At 62.8% G+C, this 21547-nt stretch carries 22 protein-coding genes; 9 read left to right on the top strand and 13 right to left on the bottom strand.

Annotated features, from left to right (window positions below; genetic code table 11):
• Positions 1 to 74: 74 nt before the first annotated feature.
• Both epsC and betT read left to right on the top strand, forming a co-directional pair.
• The gene (epsC, locus tag M5B96_RS17315; protein ID WP_248797952.1) at positions 75 to 1004 is read left to right on the top strand and encodes a serine O-acetyltransferase EpsC; all 930 of its coding nucleotides are present in this window, start codon (positions 75 to 77) and stop codon (positions 1002 to 1004) included.
• A gap of 319 nt (positions 1005 to 1323) precedes the next feature.
• Positions 1324 to 3279, top strand: coding sequence for a choline transporter BetT (betT, locus tag M5B96_RS17310; protein ID WP_248798109.1), 1956 nt, complete (start codon positions 1324 to 1326; stop codon positions 3277 to 3279).
• Positions 3280 to 3288: 9 nt separating this feature from the next.
• Here betT and M5B96_RS17305 read toward each other — a convergent pair whose 3' ends face one another.
• Complete coding sequence (locus tag M5B96_RS17305; protein WP_248797951.1) at positions 3289 to 3546, bottom strand: hypothetical protein; 258 nt, start codon at positions 3544 to 3546, stop codon at positions 3289 to 3291.
• Positions 3547 to 3848: 302 nt separating this feature from the next.
• A complete protein-coding gene (locus M5B96_RS17300; RefSeq protein WP_248797950.1) occupies positions 3849 to 4589 on the bottom strand; it encodes an SDR family oxidoreductase in 741 nt (246 codons plus the stop codon).
• 125 nt (positions 4590 to 4714) lie between these two features.
• On the opposite strand from M5B96_RS17300, the gene M5B96_RS17295 reads away from it, so the two are divergent.
• From M5B96_RS17295 to M5B96_RS17280, 4 genes are all read left to right on the top strand, one after another.
• Positions 4715 to 5605 carry a LysR family transcriptional regulator gene (locus M5B96_RS17295; protein WP_248797949.1) on the top strand — a complete coding sequence of 297 codons (891 nt, stop codon included), beginning with the start codon at positions 4715 to 4717 and terminating at the stop codon, positions 5603 to 5605.
• A 104-nt stretch (positions 5606 to 5709) separates the two neighbouring features.
• Positions 5710 to 6747, top strand: a complete 1038-nt coding sequence (mgrA, locus tag M5B96_RS17290) for an L-glyceraldehyde 3-phosphate reductase (RefSeq protein ID WP_248797948.1) — start codon at positions 5710 to 5712, stop codon at positions 6745 to 6747.
• 103 nt (positions 6748 to 6850) lie between these two features.
• Positions 6851 to 8011 carry an AAA family ATPase gene (locus M5B96_RS17285; protein ID WP_248797947.1) on the top strand — a complete coding sequence of 387 codons (1161 nt, stop codon included), beginning with the start codon at positions 6851 to 6853 and terminating at the stop codon, positions 8009 to 8011.
• A gap of 169 nt (positions 8012 to 8180) precedes the next feature.
• Positions 8181 to 8366 carry a hypothetical protein gene (locus M5B96_RS17280; RefSeq protein WP_248798116.1) on the top strand — a complete coding sequence of 62 codons (186 nt, stop codon included), beginning with the start codon at positions 8181 to 8183 and terminating at the stop codon, positions 8364 to 8366.
• Positions 8367 to 8523: 157 nt separating this feature from the next.
• On the opposite strand, the gene M5B96_RS17275 is transcribed toward M5B96_RS17280, so the two are convergent.
• The 6 genes from M5B96_RS17275 to M5B96_RS17250 form a co-directional block, all read right to left on the bottom strand.
• The gene (locus M5B96_RS17275) at positions 8524 to 9306 is read right to left on the bottom strand and encodes a MetQ/NlpA family ABC transporter substrate-binding protein (protein WP_248797946.1); all 783 of its coding nucleotides are present in this window, start codon (positions 9304 to 9306) and stop codon (positions 8524 to 8526) included.
• Positions 9307 to 9575: 269 nt separating this feature from the next.
• On the bottom strand, positions 9576 to 10484 hold the full coding sequence (locus M5B96_RS17270) for a sigma 54-interacting transcriptional regulator (protein WP_248797945.1): 909 nt from the start codon (positions 10482 to 10484) through the stop codon (positions 9576 to 9578).
• 58 nt (positions 10485 to 10542) lie between these two features.
• Positions 10543 to 11124, bottom strand: coding sequence for an alpha/beta hydrolase (locus M5B96_RS17265; RefSeq protein ID WP_248797944.1), 582 nt, complete (start codon positions 11122 to 11124; stop codon positions 10543 to 10545).
• 335 nt (positions 11125 to 11459) lie between these two features.
• Positions 11460 to 11861: an ExbD/TolR family protein gene (locus tag M5B96_RS17260; protein ID WP_248797943.1), complete on the bottom strand. Its 402-nt coding sequence runs from the start codon at positions 11859 to 11861 to the stop codon at positions 11460 to 11462.
• A 1-nt stretch (position 11862) separates the two neighbouring features.
• Complete coding sequence (locus M5B96_RS17255; protein WP_248797942.1) at positions 11863 to 12588, bottom strand: MotA/TolQ/ExbB proton channel family protein; 726 nt, start codon at positions 12586 to 12588, stop codon at positions 11863 to 11865.
• 43 nt (positions 12589 to 12631) lie between these two features.
• Positions 12632 to 13435: an energy transducer TonB gene (locus M5B96_RS17250; RefSeq protein WP_248797941.1), complete on the bottom strand. Its 804-nt coding sequence runs from the start codon at positions 13433 to 13435 to the stop codon at positions 12632 to 12634.
• Positions 13436 to 13858: 423 nt separating this feature from the next.
• Between M5B96_RS17250 and M5B96_RS17245 the strand changes: the two genes are divergently transcribed.
• Positions 13859 to 14779, top strand: coding sequence for a LysR family transcriptional regulator (locus M5B96_RS17245; protein ID WP_248797940.1), 921 nt, complete (start codon positions 13859 to 13861; stop codon positions 14777 to 14779).
• A gap of 127 nt (positions 14780 to 14906) precedes the next feature.
• On the opposite strand, the gene M5B96_RS17240 is transcribed toward M5B96_RS17245, so the two are convergent.
• Positions 14907 to 15980 carry a fatty acid desaturase gene (locus tag M5B96_RS17240; protein ID WP_248797939.1) on the bottom strand — a complete coding sequence of 358 codons (1074 nt, stop codon included), beginning with the start codon at positions 15978 to 15980 and terminating at the stop codon, positions 14907 to 14909.
• A gap of 96 nt (positions 15981 to 16076) precedes the next feature.
• On the opposite strand from M5B96_RS17240, the gene M5B96_RS17235 reads away from it, so the two are divergent.
• Entirely contained in the window at positions 16077 to 17081 is a 1005-nt protein-coding gene (locus M5B96_RS17235; protein WP_248797938.1) for an AraC family transcriptional regulator, read from the top strand.
• A 246-nt stretch (positions 17082 to 17327) separates the two neighbouring features.
• Here the strand turns inward: M5B96_RS17235 and M5B96_RS17230 are convergent, their stop codons facing one another.
• Positions 17328 to 18014 (bottom strand): Crp/Fnr family transcriptional regulator, encoded by a 687-nt coding sequence (locus M5B96_RS17230; protein ID WP_248797937.1) that lies wholly within the window; start codon positions 18012 to 18014, stop codon positions 17328 to 17330.
• A gap of 86 nt (positions 18015 to 18100) precedes the next feature.
• On the opposite strand from M5B96_RS17230, the gene M5B96_RS17225 reads away from it, so the two are divergent.
• Positions 18101 to 18625 carry a DUF962 domain-containing protein gene (locus M5B96_RS17225; RefSeq protein ID WP_248797936.1) on the top strand — a complete coding sequence of 175 codons (525 nt, stop codon included), beginning with the start codon at positions 18101 to 18103 and terminating at the stop codon, positions 18623 to 18625.
• A 159-nt stretch (positions 18626 to 18784) separates the two neighbouring features.
• Here the strand turns inward: M5B96_RS17225 and M5B96_RS17220 are convergent, their stop codons facing one another.
• The 3 genes from M5B96_RS17220 to cysT are packed head-to-tail and all read right to left on the bottom strand — an operon-like array spanning position 18785 to position 21481.
• Complete coding sequence (locus M5B96_RS17220) at positions 18785 to 19774, bottom strand: sulfate/molybdate ABC transporter ATP-binding protein (protein ID WP_248797935.1); 990 nt, start codon at positions 19772 to 19774, stop codon at positions 18785 to 18787.
• Between the two features lie 3 nt (positions 19775 to 19777).
• Positions 19778 to 20650 carry a sulfate ABC transporter permease subunit CysW gene (gene cysW, locus M5B96_RS17215; protein ID WP_248797934.1) on the bottom strand — a complete coding sequence of 291 codons (873 nt, stop codon included), beginning with the start codon at positions 20648 to 20650 and terminating at the stop codon, positions 19778 to 19780.
• Positions 20651 to 20662: 12 nt separating this feature from the next.
• On the bottom strand, positions 20663 to 21481 hold the full coding sequence (cysT, locus tag M5B96_RS17210; RefSeq protein WP_248797933.1) for a sulfate ABC transporter permease subunit CysT: 819 nt from the start codon (positions 21479 to 21481) through the stop codon (positions 20663 to 20665).
• Positions 21482 to 21547 lie beyond the last annotated feature (66 nt).

Below are 21547 nucleotides of genomic sequence, written 5' to 3'. Positions count from 1 at the left end.
GTTTGTGTCGGTGCCGTAAAGTGGAAGTCATTCAGACGACCCGATGGGCCGGTCGTCCCGTCGGAGATTTGATCGTGAGCGAGCGTTCCAGCCATTGGCAACTACAGACCATCGTCGGCCAGTTGCGCAGCGCCCGGGATGAGTGGCGCAGCCGCAATGGCCGGGTCAGCGACGAACAGGGCGGTCGTGAACTGCCATCGCGCCAGGCCATGGCCGAGATTCTCGAATCGCTCTGTGGCGCGATGTTTCCCATGCGCCTGGGACCGGTGGACCTGCGCGAGGAAAGCGAGGACTTCTACGTCGGCCACACTCTCGACGCGGCCCTCAACGCCCTGCTGGTCCAGGCGCGCCTGGAGCTGCGTTACGTGGCACGGCACGGTGGCGAGTCGGACAGCGAGGTCCAGGCCAAGGCGGTGCAACTGATCCAGGACTTCGCCATGGCCCTGCCGGCGTTGCGCCGGTTGCTCGACACCGACGTCCTCGCGGCCTACCACGGCGACCCGGCGGCGCGCAGTGTCGATGAAGTGTTGCTGTGCTACCCGGGGATTCTCGCGGTGATCCATCATCGCCTGGCCCATCACCTGTATCGGGCTGGATTGCCATTGCTGGCGCGGATCAGTTCGGAAATCGCCCACTCGGCCACCGGCATCGATATTCACCCCGGGGCGCAGATCGGCGGCAGTTTCTTTATCGACCATGGTACCGGCGTGGTGATCGGCGAGACCGCGATCATCGGCGAGCGGGTGCGCATCTACCAGGCGGTGACCCTCGGAGCCAAGCGCTTCCCGGCGGACGAGGACGGCCAGTTGCAGAAAGGTCATCCGCGTCACCCGATTGTCGAGGACGACGTGGTGATCTATGCCGGGGCGACTATCCTCGGGCGGATCACCATCGGCCGCGGCGCCACCATCGGCGGCAATGTCTGGCTGACCCGCAGCGTGCCGGCCGGTTGCAACCTGACCCAGGCCAACCTGCAGCAGCATGAGGATGGGACGCAGCGCTGAGGCCAGGAACAACCTTGTCGCCTGTCAGGCCGTCTTCGCGGAGCTTGCCCGCGAAGAGGCCGGAACGATCACCCCATAACCAGCGTCATACCCCTGCCGAAAGCTCACGCAAGAAAAGCACCGCCGAGCCCCGCGATTAGTCCAAAAAGCCCTATCCATGTTTAACTTGACCGTTCGTTCAAGTTAAACCGGTAGTTCGCTGCCCGCTCACAACAGGAGGCTTGCCTTTGCTGAGTCCGAGATGTCCAGCCACGTTCCCCCCCCTTGAGGTGCCTATTTCATGAGCACTTCACCTCCCTCCACCCATAGCCCGATCCGCATGAACCCGCCGCTGTTCTACTTCGCCGCGAGCTTCATCCTGCTGTTCGGCCTGGTGGTCATGGCCCTGCCCGAAGCCGCCGGCCGATGGCTGCTGGCGGCGCAGAACTGGGCGGCCAATACGGTCGGCTGGTACTACATGCTGGCGATGACCCTGTACCTGGTCTTCGTGGTGGTCACCGCCTTGTCCGGCTACGGCAAGATCAAGCTCGGTGCCGACCACGACGAACCCGAGTTCAGTTACCTGTCCTGGGCCGGCATGCTGTTCGCCGCCGGGATCAGCATCACCCTGTTCTTCTTCTGTGTCTCCGAACCGCTGACCCACCTGCTGCAACCGCCCCAGGGCGAAGCCGGGACCCAGGCCGCCGCGCGCCAGGCCATGCAAATCCTGTTTCTGCACTGGGGCCTGCACGGCTGGGGTGTGTTCGCCTTCGTCGGCATGGCCCTGGCCTACTTCGCCTACCGGCATAACCTGCCGCTGGCCCTGCGCTCGGCGCTCTACCCGCTGATCGGCAAGCGCATCAACGGGCCCATCGGCTATGCCGTGGACGGCTTCGGCATCATCGCCACGGTGTTCGGCCTCGGCGCCGACATGGGCTTTGGCGTGCTGCACCTCAACTCGGGACTGGACTACCTGTTCAATGTGCCCCACACCCAGTGGATCCAGATCGGGCTGATCAGCCTGATGATGGGCGCGGCCATCGCCGTCGCGGTGGCCGGTGTCGACAAGGGCGTGCGAGTGATGTCCGATATCAACATGCTGCTGGCCTGCGCGCTGCTGCTGTTCGTGCTGTTCGCCGGGCCCACCCAGCACCTGCTCAATACCCTGATCCAGAACGTCGGTGACTACCTCGGCGCACTGCCGACCAAGAGTTTCGATCTCTACGCCTACGACAAGCCGAGTGACTGGCTGGGCGGCTGGACGGTGTTCTATTGGGCCTGGTGGATTGCCTGGTCGCCGTTTGTCGGCCTGTTTATCGCGCGGATTTCCCGAGGCCGGACCATTCGCGAATTCGTCTTCGGCGTGCTGCTGATTCCGCTGGGCTTCACCCTGGCGTGGATGTCGATCTTCGGCAACAGCGCCATCGACCAGTTGCTCAACCACGGCATGGTCGCCCTCGGCCAGTCGGCCATCGAGGATCCGTCGCGGACCCTGTACCTGTTGCTGGAAACCTATCCCTGGAGCAGGACCGTGATAGCGATCACGGTGTTTATCAGCTTCGTGTTCTTCGTCACCTCGGCTGACTCCGGCACCGTGGTGCTCTCGACACTCTCCGCCCGTGGCGGCAGCGCCGACGAGGACGGGCCGAAATGGCTGCGGGTGTTCTGGGGCGCGATGACCGCGCTGATCACCAGCGCGCTGCTGTTTTCCGGCAGCATCGATGCGCTGAAGTCGGCGGTGGTGCTGACTTCGCTGCCGTTCTCGCTGATCCTGCTACTGATGATGTGGGGGCTGCACAAGGCGTTCTACCTCGAATCGCAAAAGCAGATCGCCCAGTTGCATTCTCTGGCGCCGGTATCCCATTCGCGGCGCAGCGGCTGGCGCCAGCGTCTGAGCCAGGCGGTGCACTTCCCGTCGCGCGATGAGGTGTATCGTTTCCTCGACCAGACGGTGCGCCCGGCCATCGAGGCAGTCAGTGCGGGGTTCGTCGAGAAGGGCCTGAACGTGGTCACGCAACCGGACCCGGCGAATGACAGCGTCAGCCTGGAAATCGGCCATGGCGACCAGCATCCGTTCATCTACCAGGTGCAGATGCGCGGCTACTTCACGCCATCCTTCGCCCGTGGCGGCATGGGCCCCAGGGAGCTGCGCAACCGCCGCTACTACCGCGCCGAAGTGCACCTGCGCGAAGGCAGCCAGGACTATGACCTGATGGGCTACAGCAAGGAGCAGATCAGCAACGACATCCTCGACCAGTACGAACGGCATATGCAGTTCCTCCATCTGGTCCGTTGAAATGCCGGCTCAGGCCTTGTCCAGCACCATGAACAAGGCCATGGCGATGGCCGGCAGGCCGAACACCGCCAACCCGATCATCAACTCCGAAAGCAGGCTCTGGTGGGCGGTGATCACGCCGATGGCGCCGTTGACGATGGTCGCCAGCAGCCACATGCCGAGAAAGCCGGCGCCGAGGATTTGCCGGTTGATGCCCAGGCGCTGGCCGAAGAACAGCGTGCCACCGAGCAGGATCAGGCCGATGGCGAGGATGATGGCGGTGTGCATGGGGGGATCCTCCTGAGTGCTGTGTTGCCTGTTATGCCGTCTTCGCGGCGATGCGCCGTCCCGACAGGCTCCGCCCCCACAATGTCCGAGTCGTATCAATATTTTGCGTACGCCTGGAACTTGTGGGAGCGGAGCTTGCCCGCGAAGGCCATTTTGAACGCCACACATGACTGAACCCTGACGCTCATCCCTCCCTAACACTGTAGATCGAAACCCGCGCCCTTACTGGCCACTGACCTGCAACAGGTCTTCCAACATCTCCGCCCGCGAACCGGGCAATCATTCGGAGGCTGATGCGCTGATCAGACCAGGCCGCCGTTGGCGCGCAGGATCTGGCCGTTGACCCAGGCAGCGGCCGGGCTGACCAGGAAGGACACCACGCCGGCGATATCTTCCGGCTGACCGAGACGCTCCAGCGGCGGCATCTTGGCGAAGGTCTGGATCTGCTCTTCGCTCTTGCCGTGAAGGAACAGTTCAGTCGCCACCGGACCCGGGGCCACCGCGTTGACGGTGATCTGGCGACCGCGCAGTTCCTTGGAGAACACGTGGGTGAAGGACTCCACCGCCGCCTTGCTGGCGATATACACCGCGTAGCCGGGCAGGTTCAGGGCCACGGTGCTGCTGGAGAAGTTGACGATACGGCCACCATCGTTCATCCGCGTCGCGGCTTCGCGCAGGGTGTTGAAAGTGCCACGGGTGTTGATGGCGAAGGTCTGCTCGAACAGTGCGTCACTGTGCTGGGCCAGGGGCATGACCTTGAGGATGCCGGCGTTGTTGATCAGCACATCGACCTTGCCCAGTTGCTGCTCGGTCTCGTCGAACATCCGCGCGACATCGGCGGAGCTGGCGACATCGGACCGGATCGCTATGGCCTGGTGACCGGCCTGACGCAGTTCCACCGCCAGCGCCGAGGCTTCGGTAGCACTGCTGGCATAGTTGATGGCGACGGCGAAACCTTCCGCCGCCAGCTGGCGGGCGATAACAGCGCCGATGCCGCGCGAGGCGCCAGTGACGATGGCCACTTTCCGAGTCTGGGTAGTCATGTCGAATCTCCTGAGGTGTTCGTTGGGTGTGGAGCCAATTTCACATGTTTACCCGGGCTGATAAATGCCCGATAGTTGGCTTGACTGTTCAATAATCACCAACAATCAATCGCAACGGAGCGCCCATGGACCAGGTCAAGGCCATGAAGGTTTTTGTCCGCATCTACGAGCGCAGCAGCTTCACCCTGGCCGCCGAAGACCTGAACCTGCCTCGCGCAACCCTGACCCACACGCTGAATCAGTTCGAGGCCTGGCTCGGTACCCGGCTGTTGGAGCGTAGTACCCGCCGCGTCCGCCCCACCCTCGACGGCGAGGCTTATTACCGACGCTGCGTGCAGTTGCTGGCGGAATTGGAGGAAGCCGAGCTGGCTTTTCGTTCGGTGGCGCCCAAGGGCCGCCTGCGGGTGGATTTGCAGGGGACGCTGGCGAGGTACTTCGTGGTCCCGGCGTTGCCGGCATTTCTCGAACGCTATCCGGATATCGACGTCTCGATGAGCGAGGCCAGCCACTTTATCGACCTGATTGCCGAGGGCGTGGACTGCGTGCTGCGTTCGGGCAATCTCGGCGACTCATCGCTGGTCGGCCGGCGCGTCGCCAACCTGCGCCAGGTGACCTGCGCCAGCCCGGCGTACCTGCGCAAATACGGTGAGCCACAAAGCCTCGCGGACCTGAGCCGGCACCAGGGCGTGAACTACGTTTCCAGGACCACCGGCAAGTTGTTCCCGTTCGAGTTCACCGAGGCCGGCGAGCTACGCGAGGTGCCGCTGGCGGGCCGGGTGTCGGTGTTCGGCGCCGAGATCTATGCCGCCTCGGCGGTGTACGGACTGGGGCTGATCCAGGTGCCGCATTACCGGGTGGCGGAACAGATCGGCCAGGGCCTGCTCAAGGAAGTCCTGCCGGGCCATCCGCCGCCGCCAATGCCGGTGTCGGTGCTCTACCCGCAGAACCGGCATATGTCGCCGAGGGTGCGGGTATTCGTGGACTGGATCAGCGATATCTTTGCCCAGGCGGTGTAGATACATGAAAGGTTTCAGCCATGGATAGAACCGCTGTCGGCGGCGGTCTGAGTTCGGCGTATGCTGGACCACTTCGCTGAAACTGCCCAACGAGAGAGGATTCGATGACTTACCAAGCTGCCGAAAACCGCTACGACTGCATTCCCTACCGCCGCGTCGGACGCAGCGGGCTGGTGCTACCGGCGTTGTCCCTGGGCCTGTGGCACAACTTCGGCGACAGCACGCCGATCGACACCCAGCGCGCCTTGCTGCGCACCGCCTTCGACCTGGGCATCAACCACTTCGACCTGGCGAACAACTATGGCCCGCCCTACGGCAGCGCCGAGATCAACTTCGGGCGCCTGCTGCGCGAAGACTTCAAGCAGTACCGCGACGAACTGATCATCTCCAGCAAAGCCGGCTGGGACATGTGGCCCGGCCCTTACGGCCAGGGCGGCGGTTCGCGCAAATACGTGCTCGCCAGCCTCGACCAGAGCCTGCAACGCCTGGGCCTGGACTACGTGGATATCTTCTATTCGCACCGCTTCGACGCGGACACCCCGCTGGAAGAAACCGCCAGTGCGCTGGCCAGCGCCGTGCAGCAGGGCAAGGCGCTGTATATCGGCATCTCGTCGTATTCCGGGGTGAAAACCCGCGAGATCGCGGCCTTGCTGAAAGAGTGGAAGGTCCCGCTGCTGATTCACCAACCGGCCTACAACCTGCTCAATCGCTGGGTGGAAAAGGACCTGCTGGACACCGTCGAAGAACTCGGGACCGGGGTGATCGCCTTTACCCCGTTGGCCCAGGGCCTGTTGACCGACAAATACCTCAATGGCGTGCCGAAGGATGCGCGGGTCAATCGTCCGGGTGGCGGTTCGCTGCAGGCGTCGCACTTGTCCGAGGCGAATATCGCTCATGTGCGTGCACTCAATGAAATCGCCCAGCGTCGCGGGCAGAGCCTCGCGCAATTGGCCTTGGCCTGGACCCTGCGCGACCCACGGGTGACCTCGGCGCTGATCGGTGCGAGCCGGCCGGAGCAGATCATCGAGAACGTCGGCGCGCTGAAGAACCTGAGTTTCACTCAGGAAGAGCTGGCGGAGATTGATTGCTTCGCCCAGGAAGGCGGAATCAATTTGTGGGAGAAACCGTCGACGGCGGAGTGATGCCATAGCTGTAGGTACCGGCTGCCAACGAGGGCGGCCGGACCGGCTCCGCAAGGCCCTCCGCGCCGATCAACGACTCGATTCACCCCGCAGGACCTTATCCATGCTCAAGACCCTGGCGGTCGCCAACTACCGCTCGATCAACAAACTGGTGGTGCCCCTGGGTCGGCTGAACCTGATTACCGGGCCCAATGGCAGCGGCAAATCCAACCTGTATCGCGCCCTGCGCCTGCTGGCGGAAACCGCCCAGGGCGGGGTGGTCAACGCCCTGGCGCGGGAAGGCGGGCTGGATTCGACCTTCTGGGCCGGACCGCCGACCATCAGCCGACGCATGCGCAACGGTGAAGTGGCCATCGAAGGCGGCCCGCGTTCAAAGGCCAAGCGCCTGCGCCTGGGGTTTGCCGGAGAAGACTTCAGCTATGCCATCTCGCTGGGGCTGCCCGAGCCGAGTCTTTCGTGGTTTTCCCTCGATCCGGAGATCAAGCGCGAATGCATCTGGGCCGGCCCCCTGTATCGCCCCGCCAGCCTGCTGGTGGGACGCTCGGGGCCGATGGTCAAGGCCCGCGCGGGGCGTGACTGGGAGGTGCTGGCGCAACATACGCCAAGCTTCGACAGCCTGTTCGATCAGGTCGGCAATCTGCGCGGTTCACCGGAAGTATTGTTACTGCGCGAGAGCATTCGCGGCTGGCGCTTTTATGATCACTTTCGCAGCGACGCCGAGGCGCCGGCGCGCCAGCCCCAACTGGGAACACGCACGCCGGTGCTGCATCACGAGGGTCGCGATCTCGCAGCGGCGTTGCGGACCATTATCGAAATCGGCGATGCCGAAGCCCTGCGCGCGGCCATCAGCGATGCCTTTCCTGGCTCTCGACTGGAGATCGCGCCGCTGCAGGGCGCGCGCTTTGCCATCGAATTTCATCAGGAGGGACTGCTGCGACCGCTGTCCGCCGCCGAGCTGTCGGACGGGACCCTGCGTTATCTGTTGTTGGTGGCGGCGTTGCTGACCCCCCGGCCACCGACCCTGATGGTCCTGAACGAACCGGAAACCAGCCTGCACCCGGACCTGCTGCCGGCCCTGGCGCGCCTGATCGTGCAGGCTTCGGAGCATTCCCAGGTATGGGTGGTGTCCCATGCCAGCCGCCTTATCGCGGCATTGCAGCAGGACCCGGCGTGCAATTGCATCGTGCTGGAAAAGGAGTTGGGACAGACCACCATTGTCGGCCAGGGGATACTCGACGAACCGGCCTGGAACTGGCCGGATTGACAGTGTCAGCCCAGCCCCGGGCAGCGTACCTGAGCACCGGGATTTGCCGGACAGGGAAGCGGCGACTACCTTGATCGGGTTGCAGTACGGATCTTTTTCACCCGAGTGGGCTCCAAGCAGGGATGCCAATGGCCAGATTCAATGGCCCCTCATTACAAGGACAGTACCCATGGCCCAGGCAAATGCGCCGGAAAAGCTCGATCCCCAGGACATTGTGAAACTGCTGGTGGCGCTGCGGCGCGCGGTGAAGGTGCCACAGCAAGGCGTAGCGACACCCAGGACTCAATGTGGCGAGCGGGCTTGCCCGCGTTCGACTGCGCAGCAGTCGAAAAACCGGCATCCCTGGTCTTCCTGAAACACCGAGCTCGCCGGTTTTAGGGCCGCTTCGCGCCCCAGCGCGGGCAAGCCCGCTCGCCACAAGGGGTCATGCCCCTCCGCCAAAATCCGGGCAATAAAAAACGCCGACGCTGGTTGCTCGTCGGCGTTCAAACCTTGAAGGACTTATTCGCCAATCAGAACGCCGGCAGTACCGCGCCTTTGTACTTCTGGGCGATGAAAGCTTTCACTTCCGGGCTGGTCAGGGCCTTGGCCAGTTTCTGGATCGCGGCGCTGTCCTTGTTGTCCGGACGGGCCACCAGGAAGTTCACGTAAGGCGAATCGGCACCTTCGATCAGCAGCGCGTCCTTAGCCGGGTTCAGGCCCGCCTCCAGCGCGTAGTTGGTATTGATCAGGTCCAGGTCGACCTGGTCCAGGACCCGTGGCAGCAGGGCCGATTCCAGTTCCTTGAACTTCAGGTGCTTGTCGTTCTTGACGATGTCTTTGGGCGTCGACAGGGCGTTGGTCGGGTCTTTCAGGGTAATCAGACCGGCTTTCTGCAGGAGCAGCAGGGCACGGCCGCTGTTGCTGCCTTCGTTCGGGATCGCCACGGTGGCACCGTCTTTCAGCTCAGCCAGGCTTTTGACTTTCTTCGAGTAACCGCCGAAAGGTTCGACGTGCACGCCGATCACGGTGACCAGGTTGGTACCCTTGCCTTTGTTGAAACCATCCAGGTACGGCTTGGTCTGGAAGTAGTTGGCGTCCAGGTGTTTCTCGGCAACCTGGGTATTGGGTTGCACGTAGTCGGTGAACATCTTGATTTCCAGGTCCACGCCTTCTTTGGCCAGGGTCGGCTTGATCAGTTCGAGGATCTCGGCATGCGGAACCGGCGTCGCGGCCACGACCAGTTTCTCGCCAGCCTGGGCCAGACCTGCCGCCAGAGCAGCCGCCAATGCGGTAAACAACAGAACCTTTTTCATGCAGTGTCCTTATCGAAAATCACGGTCGTCACCGACGACAGCCTTGAGAGAGGTGCCAGCAAAGTGATATCGCCGGCATGGAGCAGAAGATACCGATATTTTTTATTCCAGAACAATATCTTTTATTCATCTTCATATTCCATTTTGTTCATGTTCTCTGCACACCACATGCCTCTGTAGGAGCCGGCTTGCCGGCGATTCAGACGACTCGGTCGTGTCAGGGACATCGCCTTATCGTTCATCGCCGGCAAGCCGGCTCCTACAGAAGGTCAGGCGCCCGCGTGCTCCAGCAGGCGCCTGATCGCCGCCAGTTCCTCAGCGGAACTGCTAGCGATAAATTGCTCGATCAGGGCCAAGGGAGCCGGCAGGTTCAGATGCTCCGGCAGGATCTCCTCGCCGCTGCTGACCAGCAAGGCGAAGTGAATGATATTTTCCAGCTCGCGGGTATTGCCCGGCCAGCTGTGGCGCTCCAGGGCGCGTTGGGCACTTTCGCTGATCAGCGGCACTGGCAGACTGAGACGCTGGCTGTAGATGCCCAGGAAGTACTCGGCCAGGGGCAGGATGTCGCCGACCCGCTCGCGCAACGCCGGCAACTCCAGCCGGCCTTCGCTGAGGTAGTGATAGAGACGCTCATGGAACTTCCCCACCGCCACCGCCTGGGCCAGGTCGATGCTGGTGGCCGCCACCAGGCGCACATCCACCGGACTTGGTTGCGGCGCACCGACCCGGGTGACTTCATGATTTTCCAGGGCCGCCAGCAGCTTCACCTGGATCGGCAACGGCAGGTCGCCAATCTCGTCCAGGTACAAGGTGCCGCCGTTGGCCGAGCCGAACCAGCCGGCACGGCTGCTGGCCGAACCGCTGTAAGCTCCCGCGGCATAACCGAACAGCTCGGCGTCGGCGTAGGTCGGGCTGATGGCACCGCAGTTCACCGAAACGAACAACCCGCTGCGGTCGCTGGCGCGGTGGATATGCCGGGCAAGCAACTCCTTGCCGGTCCCGGTCTCGCCACGGATCAATACCGGCACCGACTTGGGTGCCAAGTTTTCGAGTTCTTCACGCAGTTGCCGTGAACGCGGGTCGACGAACACCAGCGCCTTGGCGCGGATGCTCAGTGGGCTCTTTTCCGAATCGGGAAAGGTCAGCAGTGGCTGACCGAAGGTTTCATGCAGGCTCATGGCAGACTCCCGCCCCAAACCGCCAACTGGCAGGGGGCGTTCAAGCAAAAGAGAAAATTCAGGCACGCCGCAGGGAATGCTGTTCCATTCGGGTCTGCAGGCGGTACAGGTAGGCAAAGCCCTGTTCCCAGCGCTGATGACCGGACTTCACATTGATATGCCCGGCACCGCTGAGGATGCTCGCTTGCGCGCCCCAGTCGCGGGCCAGTTCCAGGGTCCGCGGGGCGCTGACGGCGGCGTCGTTGTCGGAGGCGACGATCTGGCTCGGGAACGGCAGCAGGTCGCTCGGAATCGGTGCAAAGTTACGCAACGCCGGGGCGCAGGCAGGACGCTCGACATCGGCCGGAGCCACCAGCAGCGCGCCGCGCACCTGGCGCAGCAGGTGCAGCGGCGCCGTTTGTGCCCAATGGGCGACTGTGATGCAACCCAGGCTATGGGCGATCAGGATCACCGGCGTGTCATCGGCGGCGATGGCTTCGGCCAGGGCCGCCACCCAGTCTTCGCGGCGCGGCGTCAACCAGTCGGCCTGCTCCACCCGCGCGCTGTTGGGCAGGCTGTTCTGCCAGTGGCTTTGCCAATGATCTTCTGGCGATCCTTGCCAGCCCGGCACGATCAGATAGCGAATCGACTCGTTGCGCATGGGGTACACCTCCTCCAGCGTTTGCGTTCCTGATCAAGTATAGGGAGGAGAGTTATATTCGTTAAGGAATAAGAAGCTATTTATTAAGTCCATAAAGAAATATAAGAACCTGCGAGTCACTCCCTGTCGACGCGAAACCTTGTGGGAGCGGAGCTTGCCCGCGAATGCAGCGACGTGGTGTTTCAGGTATACCGCGTTATCGTTCTTCGCGGCGGTGCGGCGTCCCGACAAGCTCCACTCCTACAGGTTCTGCATCCAGCCGTCATTGCGTAGAAATAAAAAAGGGCCGCACCCTGCCAAGGAGACGGCCCAGGAAACTCGCGGATCTGTTGCCTTCAGCGTGCGGTTATCACCGACAGCTTGGTAATCCCGGCCCGCTCGATCGAGGCCATGGCCCGCGCCACTTCGCCATAGTTCACGCCGTTGTCGGCCTGCAGTTGCACCCGCAGATCCGGGTCCTTGGCCTTGGCCGCCTGGAGGTTGAACTCCAGCAACTCGGGCTTGATCTCGTCCTTGTTGAGGAACAGCTTGCCGGCGGCGTCGATGCTCACCACCAGCGGGTCCTTCTGCTCCACCGGCGCCACGGCTTCGGTCTTCGGCAGGTTGATCGGAATCGCGTTGGTCAAGAGCGGCGCGGTGACGATAAATACCACCAGCAGCACGAGCATCACATCCACCAGCGGCGTGACGTTGATCTCACTCAATACCTCATCGCTGTCCTGGGTCGAGAAGGCCATGTCAGGACGCCTCCTTCACTTTCTGCGCCGCCCCCTGGGCGGCTGCTTTGTTCGCTGTCGGGTGAATCAACACGCGGAACGAACTCTTCTGCGCCAGGCTGTAGAAGTCATGGGCGAAGTCGTCGAGGTCGGCGGCGGTGAGTTTCAGGCGGCGCAGGAAGTAGTTGTAAACCAGTACCGCCGGCACCGCGACGGCGATCCCGACCCCCGTGGCCACCAGCGCGGCACCGATCGGCCCGGCGACGGTTTCCAGGCTCGCGGAACCGGCGGCGCTGATGCCCTTCAAGGCTTCCATGATTCCCCACACGGTGCCGAACAGACCAATGAACGGCGAGGTGCTGCCGATACTGGCGACCACCGCCAGGCCGGTTTCCAGGGAACGGCGTTCGCGCACGATCTGCTGGCGCAGGGCACGTTCGAGGCGGTCCTGATGATTGATCGCCTGGCTCAGGTCAGCGGCGTGCGGCGCATCGCCGACCTGGATCGCGGCATAGCCGGCCTGGGCCACACGGGCGGCGGCACCGGGTTGGGTTTCGCTGAACTCGGCGGCCGAATCGAGGCTGGAAGCGGCCCAGAACTGTTTGTGGAACTTGCGATCCTGCGCCTTGAGGCGGCCGAACTGCACGCCCTTGAGCAGGGCCAGGCCCCAGGTGGCGACGGAGAAGACCACCAGCAGCCAGATCACCGCGCTTTCGATGGATTGGAGTGGAGATGCCAGTAACGTCATGATGTGTTCCCTCTGTGGAAGCGTTTAGCGCGTTGGGTGCCGATCAGTGGATCTTGAAGTCAATGGGTACGCTGACCCAGCCAACCTGGGCGACATCGCCCTGCTTGGCCGGGACAAAGCTCCACCGCTTGACCGCTGCCAGTGCGGCGTCGTCGAGTTGCTGGCGACCACTGCTTTTCTGGATCTGGATCTCGCCCGGCTTACCGCTGGCCAGGACCTGCACCCGCAACAACACCGTCCCCTCCCAACCGCGACGCTGAGCCAGCTGCGGATATTCCGGGGCCGGGTTCTTCAGGTACGCGGCACTGGCCGAAGCCGGGGTCAGCGGGGCCGGAATGGGTGGCGCTGCCGGAACCGCCGGTTGTGGCGCTGCGGGCGGTTGCTCAAGCGGCTTGGGCACGGGTTTCGGCTCAGGCTTGGGCAGCGGTTTCGGCTTGGGCTTGGGCACCGGCTTGGGCGGCGGCGGTTTGACCGCCAACTCGTCGACCAGCGGCGGTGGCGGCTCGACGACAGGAGGTGGTGGCGGCGGCACGGGCGGCGGCGGTTCAACCACGGGCGGCGCCGGCTGGGAGAACTCGATGGTCATCGGTGGGATTTGCGGTGGTACCACTGGCAGCACCGGGGTCTCCTTCTGGCTCAGCCAGTAGATCACCGCGCCATGCAACACCAGCGCGAACACACCGAGCAAGATCGCTTCGCGCCGACTGAGGATGCCCTTGGGCACTTTCTGCGGACGCGACTGCCCCAGCGGCGTGCGATGAGGCCGGCCGAGGTCGACCAACTCGCCACCCGGCGCCTGAGGCCTGCGCACCTCATGTGCACTGGCGGCGGTCTGGACATTGCCCATTGAATAACTCCTGCGGTCTTCAGCAAAAAATCGTCGAGGCACGGCTTGGCGGCGTCGAGGTGCCGATGATCCACGGAGGCGGCTTAGGTCTTAAAGCAATCTTTAAAGTTATAAATAGAACAAAAACGAATATTGATTTTCACTGATCAGCTCAAGGCCGCGTGTTCCAAGGGCTCCAACCCATCCCTCGAAAAACCATGCTTTCCAGGCATTGAAAATATTCCTTCAAGGCATGCCCTCGGGGCTCGAAAAACCCGATGGTCGAGAGTCCCTGCACCATGAAACAACGTTTCACTCATATTCAAAATTATTCTAATAAGCTAAAAAATACATTGTTGACGGAATAATCACGGGCATTTAAAACCTCAGGCCTCGCTCGTCGCCAATGCCTTCGAGTCATTTTTCCGGATGCAGGGAAAGCTTATGGATCTTCGCCAGCTGCGCTACTTCATCGCCCTTAACGAGCACCGCAGCTTTGTTCGCGCGGCGGACGCCATGGGCATCACCCAACCGGCTTTCAGCCGCAGTATCCAGGGTCTGGAGCAGGAGTTCGGTTGCGTGCTGGTGGATCGTGGCAACAAGGATTTGCGCCCGACGCCCGAAGGCCAGGTGGTGCTGCAACATGCCTTGAGCCTGGTCCAGGGCGCGGCGCGGCTGAGCGCCGAAGTGACCCAGATGACCAAGCTCGATGCCGGTGAGTTGCGCTTCGGCTGCGGCCCGGCGCCAGCGGTGAAGCTGGTACCGGAAGCGGTGGCGCGGTTTATCAACGCGCACCCGAAAGTACGCACCCGGTTCCAGGTGGAGAACTGGGAAAAACTCAGCCGCAGCCTGAGCCGCGAGGAGATCGAGTTCTTTATCGCCGACATCCGTCATTTCGAGGCCGACCCGAACTTCCAGACCCAGGCGCTGACGCCCAAGCGTGGGGTTTTTTTCTGCCGGCCGGGGCATCCGTTGCTGACCAAGGAAAGCCTGTCGACCAACGATATGTTCGACTACCCGCTGGCGACCACGCTGATTCCGCCGGGCATCCGCAAGCTGCTGGCGAACCTCAGCGGGCGCACGGATTTTTCGCCGAATATCGAGACCGAGCATTTTCCGGCGCTGGTGAAGATCGTCCGTCAGTCCGACGCGATCGGCATCGGCCCCCAGGAGGCATTCGCCGATGACGTGGAACGGGGCTCGCTGGTGCTGCTGCACTGGCGCAACCTGCCGCAGAACATCGAGAGCATGAACGCCCGCTGCGGGATCGTCAGCCGCACCGGGTTCCGCCTGTCACCGGCGGCGCGGGCGATGATCGAGACGCTGGTGGCAGTGGATAGCCTGGAAGACCGGGTCGCGGTCTGATATCTACCTCACAGGCAACCCCGATCTGCGGGAGCCGGCTTGCTGGCGATGAGGCCAGTAAGCCTTGCATCGCCTGAGATCGGCCGCTATCGCCGGCAAGCCGGCTCCAGGGGTTGTGTGGTCATCTTCAGCCTTGTGCCGGACTCACTTGCCGCGGACTCCGGCGCTCGGCCCGGACAAACCGGTTGGCCCGGGCGAAGGTGCCGAAATCATTGAAGCGCACGCCCATCTCGGCCATCACCTTGTGCGCCACCGAGGCGCTCATCTGGCGGATATAGAACGGTTCCTTGACCACGAAATGATGAATCCCATGGGTGCTGCCGAAGTTGAAGCAGAACGCCTGCAATGGCCACAACCACCAGGGATTGAGCACCTGGGTCTGCTGGATCACATTGCCCGCCTCGAGATCGCCGTAGTAGTGCATGTTCGAGCTGACGAAATGCAGGCAGAAGGTCCGCAGTACATTCGGCCCGATGATCACCACCGCGGCGATATCGATCACCTGCATCATCGCCAGGGTATGGGCCGACCAGTCGATGGGGCTGCCCAGCAGCCCGGCGATCCCATTGGCCGCGTGAAACCCGAGAAACACATACCACGCGCCCCAGTGCAACAGCGCCAGCGGCGCATAGACCCTGAGGGTGCGCTTGAGGATGCTGAACCTGTGGGTCCAGGTCCTGGCCCGCAGCATGCGGATCAGCGAAGACATCACGTTGTCGCCGACCATCAGCAGGCGGGCAATCCCCCACGGCTCGCCATTGGTAATGGCGCGCTCTTCCATGTCCGCCTCGGTGCCGGAGACCTTGTGATGATTGAGGTGCAGATGGCGGCGGATCCACGGGTTGATGGTGCTCGGCCGCGCCAGCCAGACCAGCGCCAGCATCAGGTTGTGCGGCAGCCGTTGTTTGCGGAAATACATACTGTGGATCAGGTCGTGTTCCAGCTCGTGGGTCAGCGAGGCAAAAAAGGCATTCAGCAACAAACACCCCCACCAGGCCAGATAACCGTCCAGATAAAGCACCGCCGAACCGATCATGCCGGCCAGGGCAAACGTCAGGATGCCCGCGCCCAGGGCGTCCTGATGCTTGAGCAACGGGTAGCGCCGACGCAACTCGGCGCCCCGGGCCATGACCGTTTCGCGAATATATGCTGATTGTTGTTGCGCATTCAGGCGCTCGGGACTTGCGCAAACACCGTCCATGATTCCATCCTCTGGTTATTGATGTTCGTATCCTGCGCCGTTGCAGCATCAAAGGTCGTAGCCGCGAACGCCAACCCGTTGACCGGATACGCCAACATGCCCGAACCGACCTCGCTCTCCAGCTGGACCCGCGCCTTGCGCAAGCAGCTCGACGCCCTGGGCCTCGACAGCGCCGCCCTGTGCCGCGAAGCCGGGCTCGACCCGCAACTGATGGACGACCCCAACGCCCGCTACCCGCTGTCGGCCACCACGCGCCTGTGGCAACTGGCCGTGGCCAGCAGCGGCGACCCGGCCATCGGTTTGCGGGTCTCGCGCTTTGTCAGCCCGACCACCTTCCACGCCCTCGGCTACGCACTGGTGGCCAGTGGCAGCCTGCGCGAGGTGTTCGAGCGGATCGTGCGTTATCACCAGGTGGTCAGTGATGCCCTGGGACTGGAATTCAGCCGCGAGGGCGAGCGCTACCGCTTTCGCCTGCAAGTGCCGAAGGACAGCCCGGCACCAGCCCCCGAAGCCATCGATGCCTTCGTTTCGATCTATGTGCGCACCTGCCGCAACCGCCTGGGCCGCGATTACGCGCCGCTGGCGGTGCATCTGCGGCGTCCGCGACCGGCCGATCCGACGCCCTGGCACACGGTGTTCCGCGCGCCGGTGTTTTTCGACGCCGAGGAGGACCGCCTGGAGTTCGCCTGTAGCGATTTCGACAGCCACCTGGACGATGCCAACCCGGAACTGGTCGAGCACAACGAGATGGTGCTCAACCGCACGCTGGCGCAATTGAAGCCGTTGACCTGGGAACGGCGCGTGCGTGAGGCCATCGAGGCCCAGTTGCCGGAAGGCGAGCCGTCGGCGGAACGCATCGCCCAGACGTTGCACTTGAGCCTGCGCAGCCTGCAACGGCACCTGGCCGATGAAGGCGCGCGCTACGACACGTTGCTCAACGAGTGCCGGGAAAACCTCGCGCTGCTGCACCTGCGCGACCCGCAGTGTTCACTGAGCGAAGTCAGTTATCTGCTCGGCTTTGCCGACACCAGCAGCTTCAGCCGGGCGTTCAAGCGCTGGACCGGGATCACCCCGGGGCAGTTTCGCGACGGCTTGCGCTGAACAGTACGCTCCCTACCTGTGGCGAGCGGGCTTGCCCTATATGCCATTCAGTCAAGGAAATGGAATCTCGAAAGCGCCGTGCAAGCGGTGCTTGTCGGATCGCCACATCGCCGCGAAGCTTTTAGCGGCCTCAAGGCCCCCTTCGCGAGCAAGCTCTGCTCCCACAGGGAGCGTGTTCGGCCTTGACGGAATGGCATATAGGGCAAGGCAAGCCCGCTCCGGCTCATCCCCGGTTACCAGGATCGCTCAGGCGCTGGCCGTAGCCCGCAAGCCTTCCAGATCGAGGATCTCGATCCCGCCATAGTTGGTGCGCAGGATGCCCTGCTGCTGGAAATCCTGGAGGATCTGGTTGGTGGTCTGGCGCGACAGCGACAACATCGCCGCCAACTGTTCCTGGGACACCTCGATCAACTGCCGCGAACGGTTCAGTTCGCCGTAGCCTTCGGCAATCAACAACAGACGGTGCGCCAGGCGTGCCGGTGCCGGCATCAGGCTCAACTGTTCCAGGCCGATAAAGGTCAGGCGCAGTTTCTGGCTCATCAACAAGGCGAACTGTCGCCAGTATTCCGGATGCTCGTCGAGCAGCTTGAGCAGCACCTCCTGGTGCACCTGCAACAGGATGGTGTGCCCGACGGCATAGGCATCGTGGGTCCGTGGCAGGCCGTCGAACAGGGAAATCTCGCCGAACCAGTAAGGCAGCTCGATCACCCCGAGCAAGGCTTCCTTGCCCTTCTCGCTGACCGCCCCGACCCTGATCGACCCTTCCAGCACCGCGTACAGCCCACAGGGTGGATCGCCACGCTGGAACAGGCGCTGGCCGGGGGTCAGGCGACGGCCCTTGGCGGCGGCGAGCAGGCTATCCTGCAAGTGAGCGGGCAGGTGGTTGAACCAGTGTCCGGTCAGCAGGCGCGAGCGCCAGGCAGATACATCCATGAGAACTCCGAGACAATTGTCGTGTAGCTGACAGAGTGAAAGTTTCGCGCAGGGCATGATCCCATCACCCTACAGGAGGAATAACAATGAAAAACCTCGTCGAGCATCTCAGTCAATACGCTGACTATCACCGTGACCCGCGCAATATCGCCAGCCACTTCATCGGGATTCCCATGATCGTGGTCGCCGTGGCGACGTTGCTATCACGCCCGCAATGGCCGCTGGCCGGGCTCGGAATCAGTCCCGCTGTGCTTTTGGCGGTGGTTTCGGCGGTGTTTTATCTACGCCTGGAACGCGCCCTCGGACTGCTGATGACAGTGCTGCTCGGCCTATCCGTTTGGGCGGGCCAGATTTTTGCGGCGCAGAGCACGCTGATGTGGTTGGCGAGCGGAATCGGCCTGTTCGTGATCGGCTGGGCGATCCAGTTCGTCGGGCATTACTACGAGGGGCGCAAGCCGGCGTTCGTCGATGATCTCAGCGGATTGATCGTCGGGCCGCTGTTCGTGGTGGCGGAGTTGCTGTTTTTGCTGGGGCTACGCCAGGGCCTCAAGCATGAGATCGAGGCGCGGGTAGGGCCGGTGCGGTTGCGGGAGAAAAACGTCAGAGCCTGAATATGATCATTGTGGCGAGCGGGCTTGCCCGCGTTCGGCGGCGAAACAGTCGTAAATCCGACCAACTCGGTCTAACTGACACACCGAGCTCGCTGGTTTCAGGGCCGCTTCGCGCCCCAACGCGGGTAAGCCCGCTCGCCACAAGTACTTACAACCCGGTCAGAGATTGGCCTGTTTCTGCCAGACCTTGGGTTTGAAGAACAAGGTCTCGCCCCGCGTCAGGCCGACAAGGCTGTCGTGGTCCTTCACCACTTCCGCTTCAATCAGTTCGCTCTGGCCTTCAACCTTCAAGGTCACCCGGGTCGTCGCACCCAGCGGACGGATATCACGCACCTCGGCGGCATGGTGGTCTTCCAGCTCATGGCGCGACAGCGACACCTCATGAGGTCGGAACAGCACATGATGATCCTCGCCCAGGTACAGACGGTTGGAGTCACCGAGGAAGTGATAAACGAAATCGCTGGCCGGGTTTTCATACACCTCGCCCGGTGAGCCGATCTGCTCGATCACGCCCTTGTTCATCACCACGATACGGTCGGCGACTTCCATCGCTTCTTCCTGGTCGTGGGTGACGAACACCGAGGTCAGGTTGATGTCTTCGTGCAACCGCGCCAGCCAGCGCCGCAGCTCCTTGCGGACCTTCGCATCCAGCGCGCCGAAGGGTTCGTCCAGCAGCAGCACCTTGGGCTCCACCGCCAAGGCCCGGGCCAGGGCGATGCGCTGGCGCTGGCCACCGGACAGCTGCTCCGGATACCGATCGGCCAACCAGTCGAGCTGCACCATGTTCAGCAGTTCATGGACCTTGACCGCGATCTGGCTTTCGTTCGGGCGCTGGTTCTTCGGCTTCATGCGCAGGCCGAAGGCGACGTTGTCGAACACGGTCATATGCCGGAACAGCGCGTAGTGCTGGAACACGAAACCGACGTTGCGATCGCGCACATCGTGACCGGAAACGTCTTCGCCGTGGAACACGATGCTGCCCTCATCCGGGGTTTCCAACCCGGCGATGATCCGCAGCAAGCTGGTCTTGCCGCAACCGGACGGGCCGAGCAAGGCCACCAGCTCGCCGCTGTGGATATCCAGGTTGATGCGGTCCAGGGCCTTGAAGGTGTTGAAGTTCTTGCTGACATTACGGACTTCGATCGACATGACTTATTCCTCCGCGGCGCTGGCGCGCAGGCGGTTGATACGGTTTTCGCTCCACTGCTTGAGCAGCAGGATGAAGAGCGCCAGGATCAGCAACAGGCTCGCCACGGCGAACGCGGCCACGTGGTTGTATTCGTTGTAAAGGATCTCGACGTGCAGCGGCAGGGTGTTGGTCACCCCGCGAATGTGCCCGGAGACCACCGACACCGCGCCGAACTCACCCATCGCCCGCGCCGTGCAGAGCACCACGCCGTAGATCAGTCCCCACTTGATGTTCGGCACGGTGACATGCCAGAACATCTGCCAGCCGTTGGCGCCCAACAGGCGCGCGGCCTCTTCTTCCTGGGTGCCCTGCTCCTGCATCAGCGGGATCAGTTCACGGGCGACGAACGGCACGGTGACGAAGATGGTCGCCAGGACGATGCCCGGCAGGGCGAAGACGATCTGGATATCGTGGTCCGCCAGCCAAGGCCCGAAGATCCCCTGGGCGCCGAACATCAGGACATAGACCAGACCGGCGATCACCGGCGACACCGAGAACGGCAGGTCGATCAGGGTCACCAGCATGCTCTTGCCGCGAAAGCTGTACTTGCTCACGCACCAGGCGGCACTGACGCCGAACACCAGGTTCAGCGGCACCGAAATCAGCACGGCGATCACCGTCAGTTTCAGTGCCGACAAGGCATCCGGTTCGAAGATCGCGCTGAAGAACGCACCCAGGCCGAGCTTCAGCCCCTGGGACACCACAATGAACAGCGGCAAGAGTAAAAACAGCGCAAAGATCAGCCAGCCGAGGCCGATCAGGACCCGCCGCGAGACGGCACTGCCACGTCGGGCAGCGTTGGCCGAGGAAGCGGCGCTAATGGACGATTGGGACATGTTCGCGCCTCCTTATGGGGTTTCGATACGCCGCTGCAACAAGTTGATCAGCAGCAACAGGACAAAGGAAACCACCAGCATCAGCACGCCGATGGAGGTCGCGCCGGTGTAGTCGTACTGGTCGAGCTTGACCATGATCAGCAGAGGCAGGATCTCGGTTTTCATCGGCATGTTGCCGGCGATAAAGATCACCGAGCCGTACTCGCCGACACCCCGGGCAAAGGCCAGGGCAAAACCGGTCAGCCAGGCGGGCAACAGGGCCGGCACCAGGATATGGCGAAACACCTGCAGCGGCTTGGCTCCCAGGCAGGCGGCGGCTTCCTCGACTTCCCGGGGGATGTCGGCGAGTACCGGCTGCACCGTGCGCACGACGAACGGCAGGGTCACGAAGGTCAGTGCCAGCGTGATGCCCAACGGGGTGTAGGCGATCTTGAAGCCGAGGTCGGCAGCGAACTGCCCGACCAACCCGGTGGGCGTGTACAAAGCGGTCAGGGCGATACCGGCCACGGCGGTGGGCAGGGCGAACGGCAGGTCGATCATCGCATCGATGATCTTGCGTCCGGGGAAGGTGTAGCGCACCAGGACCCAGGCCAGCAGGGTACCGATAATGCCGTTGATGATGGCCGCGTACAGTGCGGTGCCGAAGCTCAGCTTCAACGCCGAAAGCACTCGCGGGGCCGAAATGATCGCCCAGAACTGCTCCCAGGTGAGTTGCGCGGCATGCACGAACATCGCCGCCAGGGGTATGAGCACAATCAGGCTGAGGTACACCAAGGTGTAGCCCAGCGTCAGCCCGAAGCCGGGTATGACGGGGGAGATACGACGCGACATAAAAGTCCTTGGTTGTGACGCACGAAGCCCCGAACGAAATCCGGGGCCCTGGGCTTGGCTTGCTTC

The sequence above is a fragment of the Pseudomonas sp. MWU13-2105 genome (assembly GCF_023242315.1).
In the GTDB taxonomy this organism is placed as follows: domain Bacteria; phylum Pseudomonadota; class Gammaproteobacteria; order Pseudomonadales; family Pseudomonadaceae; genus Aquipseudomonas.
This window is presented reverse-complemented; position numbering and strand designations above follow the sequence as displayed.

What these genes read in the sequence shown, in the direction of transcription:
- betT (WP_248798109.1), top strand. Translation starts at nt 1,324, where the DNA reads ATGAACCCGCCGCTGTTCTACTTCGCCGCGAGCTTCATCCTGCTGTTC.
- M5B96_RS17305 (WP_248797951.1), bottom strand. Translation starts at nt 3,546, where the DNA reads ATGCACACCGCCATCATCCTCGCCATCGGCCTGATCCTGCTCGGTGGC.
- M5B96_RS17300 (WP_248797950.1), bottom strand. Translation starts at nt 4,589, where the DNA reads ATGACTACCCAGACTCGGAAAGTGGCCATCGTCACTGGCGCCTCGCGC.
- M5B96_RS17295 (WP_248797949.1), top strand. Translation starts at nt 4,715, where the DNA reads ATGGACCAGGTCAAGGCCATGAAGGTTTTTGTCCGCATCTACGAGCGC.
- mgrA (WP_248797948.1), top strand. Translation starts at nt 5,710, where the DNA reads ATGACTTACCAAGCTGCCGAAAACCGCTACGACTGCATTCCCTACCGC.
- M5B96_RS17285 (WP_248797947.1), top strand. Translation starts at nt 6,851, where the DNA reads ATGCTCAAGACCCTGGCGGTCGCCAACTACCGCTCGATCAACAAACTG.
- M5B96_RS17280 (WP_248798116.1), top strand. Translation starts at nt 8,181, where the DNA reads ATGGCCCAGGCAAATGCGCCGGAAAAGCTCGATCCCCAGGACATTGTG.
- M5B96_RS17275 (WP_248797946.1), bottom strand. Translation starts at nt 9,306, where the DNA reads ATGAAAAAGGTTCTGTTGTTTACCGCATTGGCGGCTGCTCTGGCGGCA.
- M5B96_RS17270 (WP_248797945.1), bottom strand. Translation starts at nt 10,484, where the DNA reads ATGAGCCTGCATGAAACCTTCGGTCAGCCACTGCTGACCTTTCCCGAT.
- M5B96_RS17265 (WP_248797944.1), bottom strand. Translation starts at nt 11,124, where the DNA reads ATGCGCAACGAGTCGATTCGCTATCTGATCGTGCCGGGCTGGCAAGGA.
- M5B96_RS17260 (WP_248797943.1), bottom strand. Translation starts at nt 11,861, where the DNA reads ATGGCCTTCTCGACCCAGGACAGCGATGAGGTATTGAGTGAGATCAAC.
- M5B96_RS17255 (WP_248797942.1), bottom strand. Translation starts at nt 12,588, where the DNA reads ATGACGTTACTGGCATCTCCACTCCAATCCATCGAAAGCGCGGTGATC.
- M5B96_RS17250 (WP_248797941.1), bottom strand. Translation starts at nt 13,435, where the DNA reads ATGGGCAATGTCCAGACCGCCGCCAGTGCACATGAGGTGCGCAGGCCT.
- M5B96_RS17245 (WP_248797940.1), top strand. Translation starts at nt 13,859, where the DNA reads ATGGATCTTCGCCAGCTGCGCTACTTCATCGCCCTTAACGAGCACCGC.
- M5B96_RS17240 (WP_248797939.1), bottom strand. Translation starts at nt 15,980, where the DNA reads ATGGACGGTGTTTGCGCAAGTCCCGAGCGCCTGAATGCGCAACAACAA.
- M5B96_RS17235 (WP_248797938.1), top strand. Translation starts at nt 16,077, where the DNA reads ATGCCCGAACCGACCTCGCTCTCCAGCTGGACCCGCGCCTTGCGCAAG.
- M5B96_RS17230 (WP_248797937.1), bottom strand. Translation starts at nt 18,014, where the DNA reads ATGGATGTATCTGCCTGGCGCTCGCGCCTGCTGACCGGACACTGGTTC.
- M5B96_RS17225 (WP_248797936.1), top strand. Translation starts at nt 18,101, where the DNA reads ATGAAAAACCTCGTCGAGCATCTCAGTCAATACGCTGACTATCACCGT.
- M5B96_RS17220 (WP_248797935.1), bottom strand. Translation starts at nt 19,774, where the DNA reads ATGTCGATCGAAGTCCGTAATGTCAGCAAGAACTTCAACACCTTCAAG.
- cysW (WP_248797934.1), bottom strand. Translation starts at nt 20,650, where the DNA reads ATGTCCCAATCGTCCATTAGCGCCGCTTCCTCGGCCAACGCTGCCCGA.
- cysT (WP_248797933.1), bottom strand. Translation starts at nt 21,481, where the DNA reads ATGTCGCGTCGTATCTCCCCCGTCATACCCGGCTTCGGGCTGACGCTG.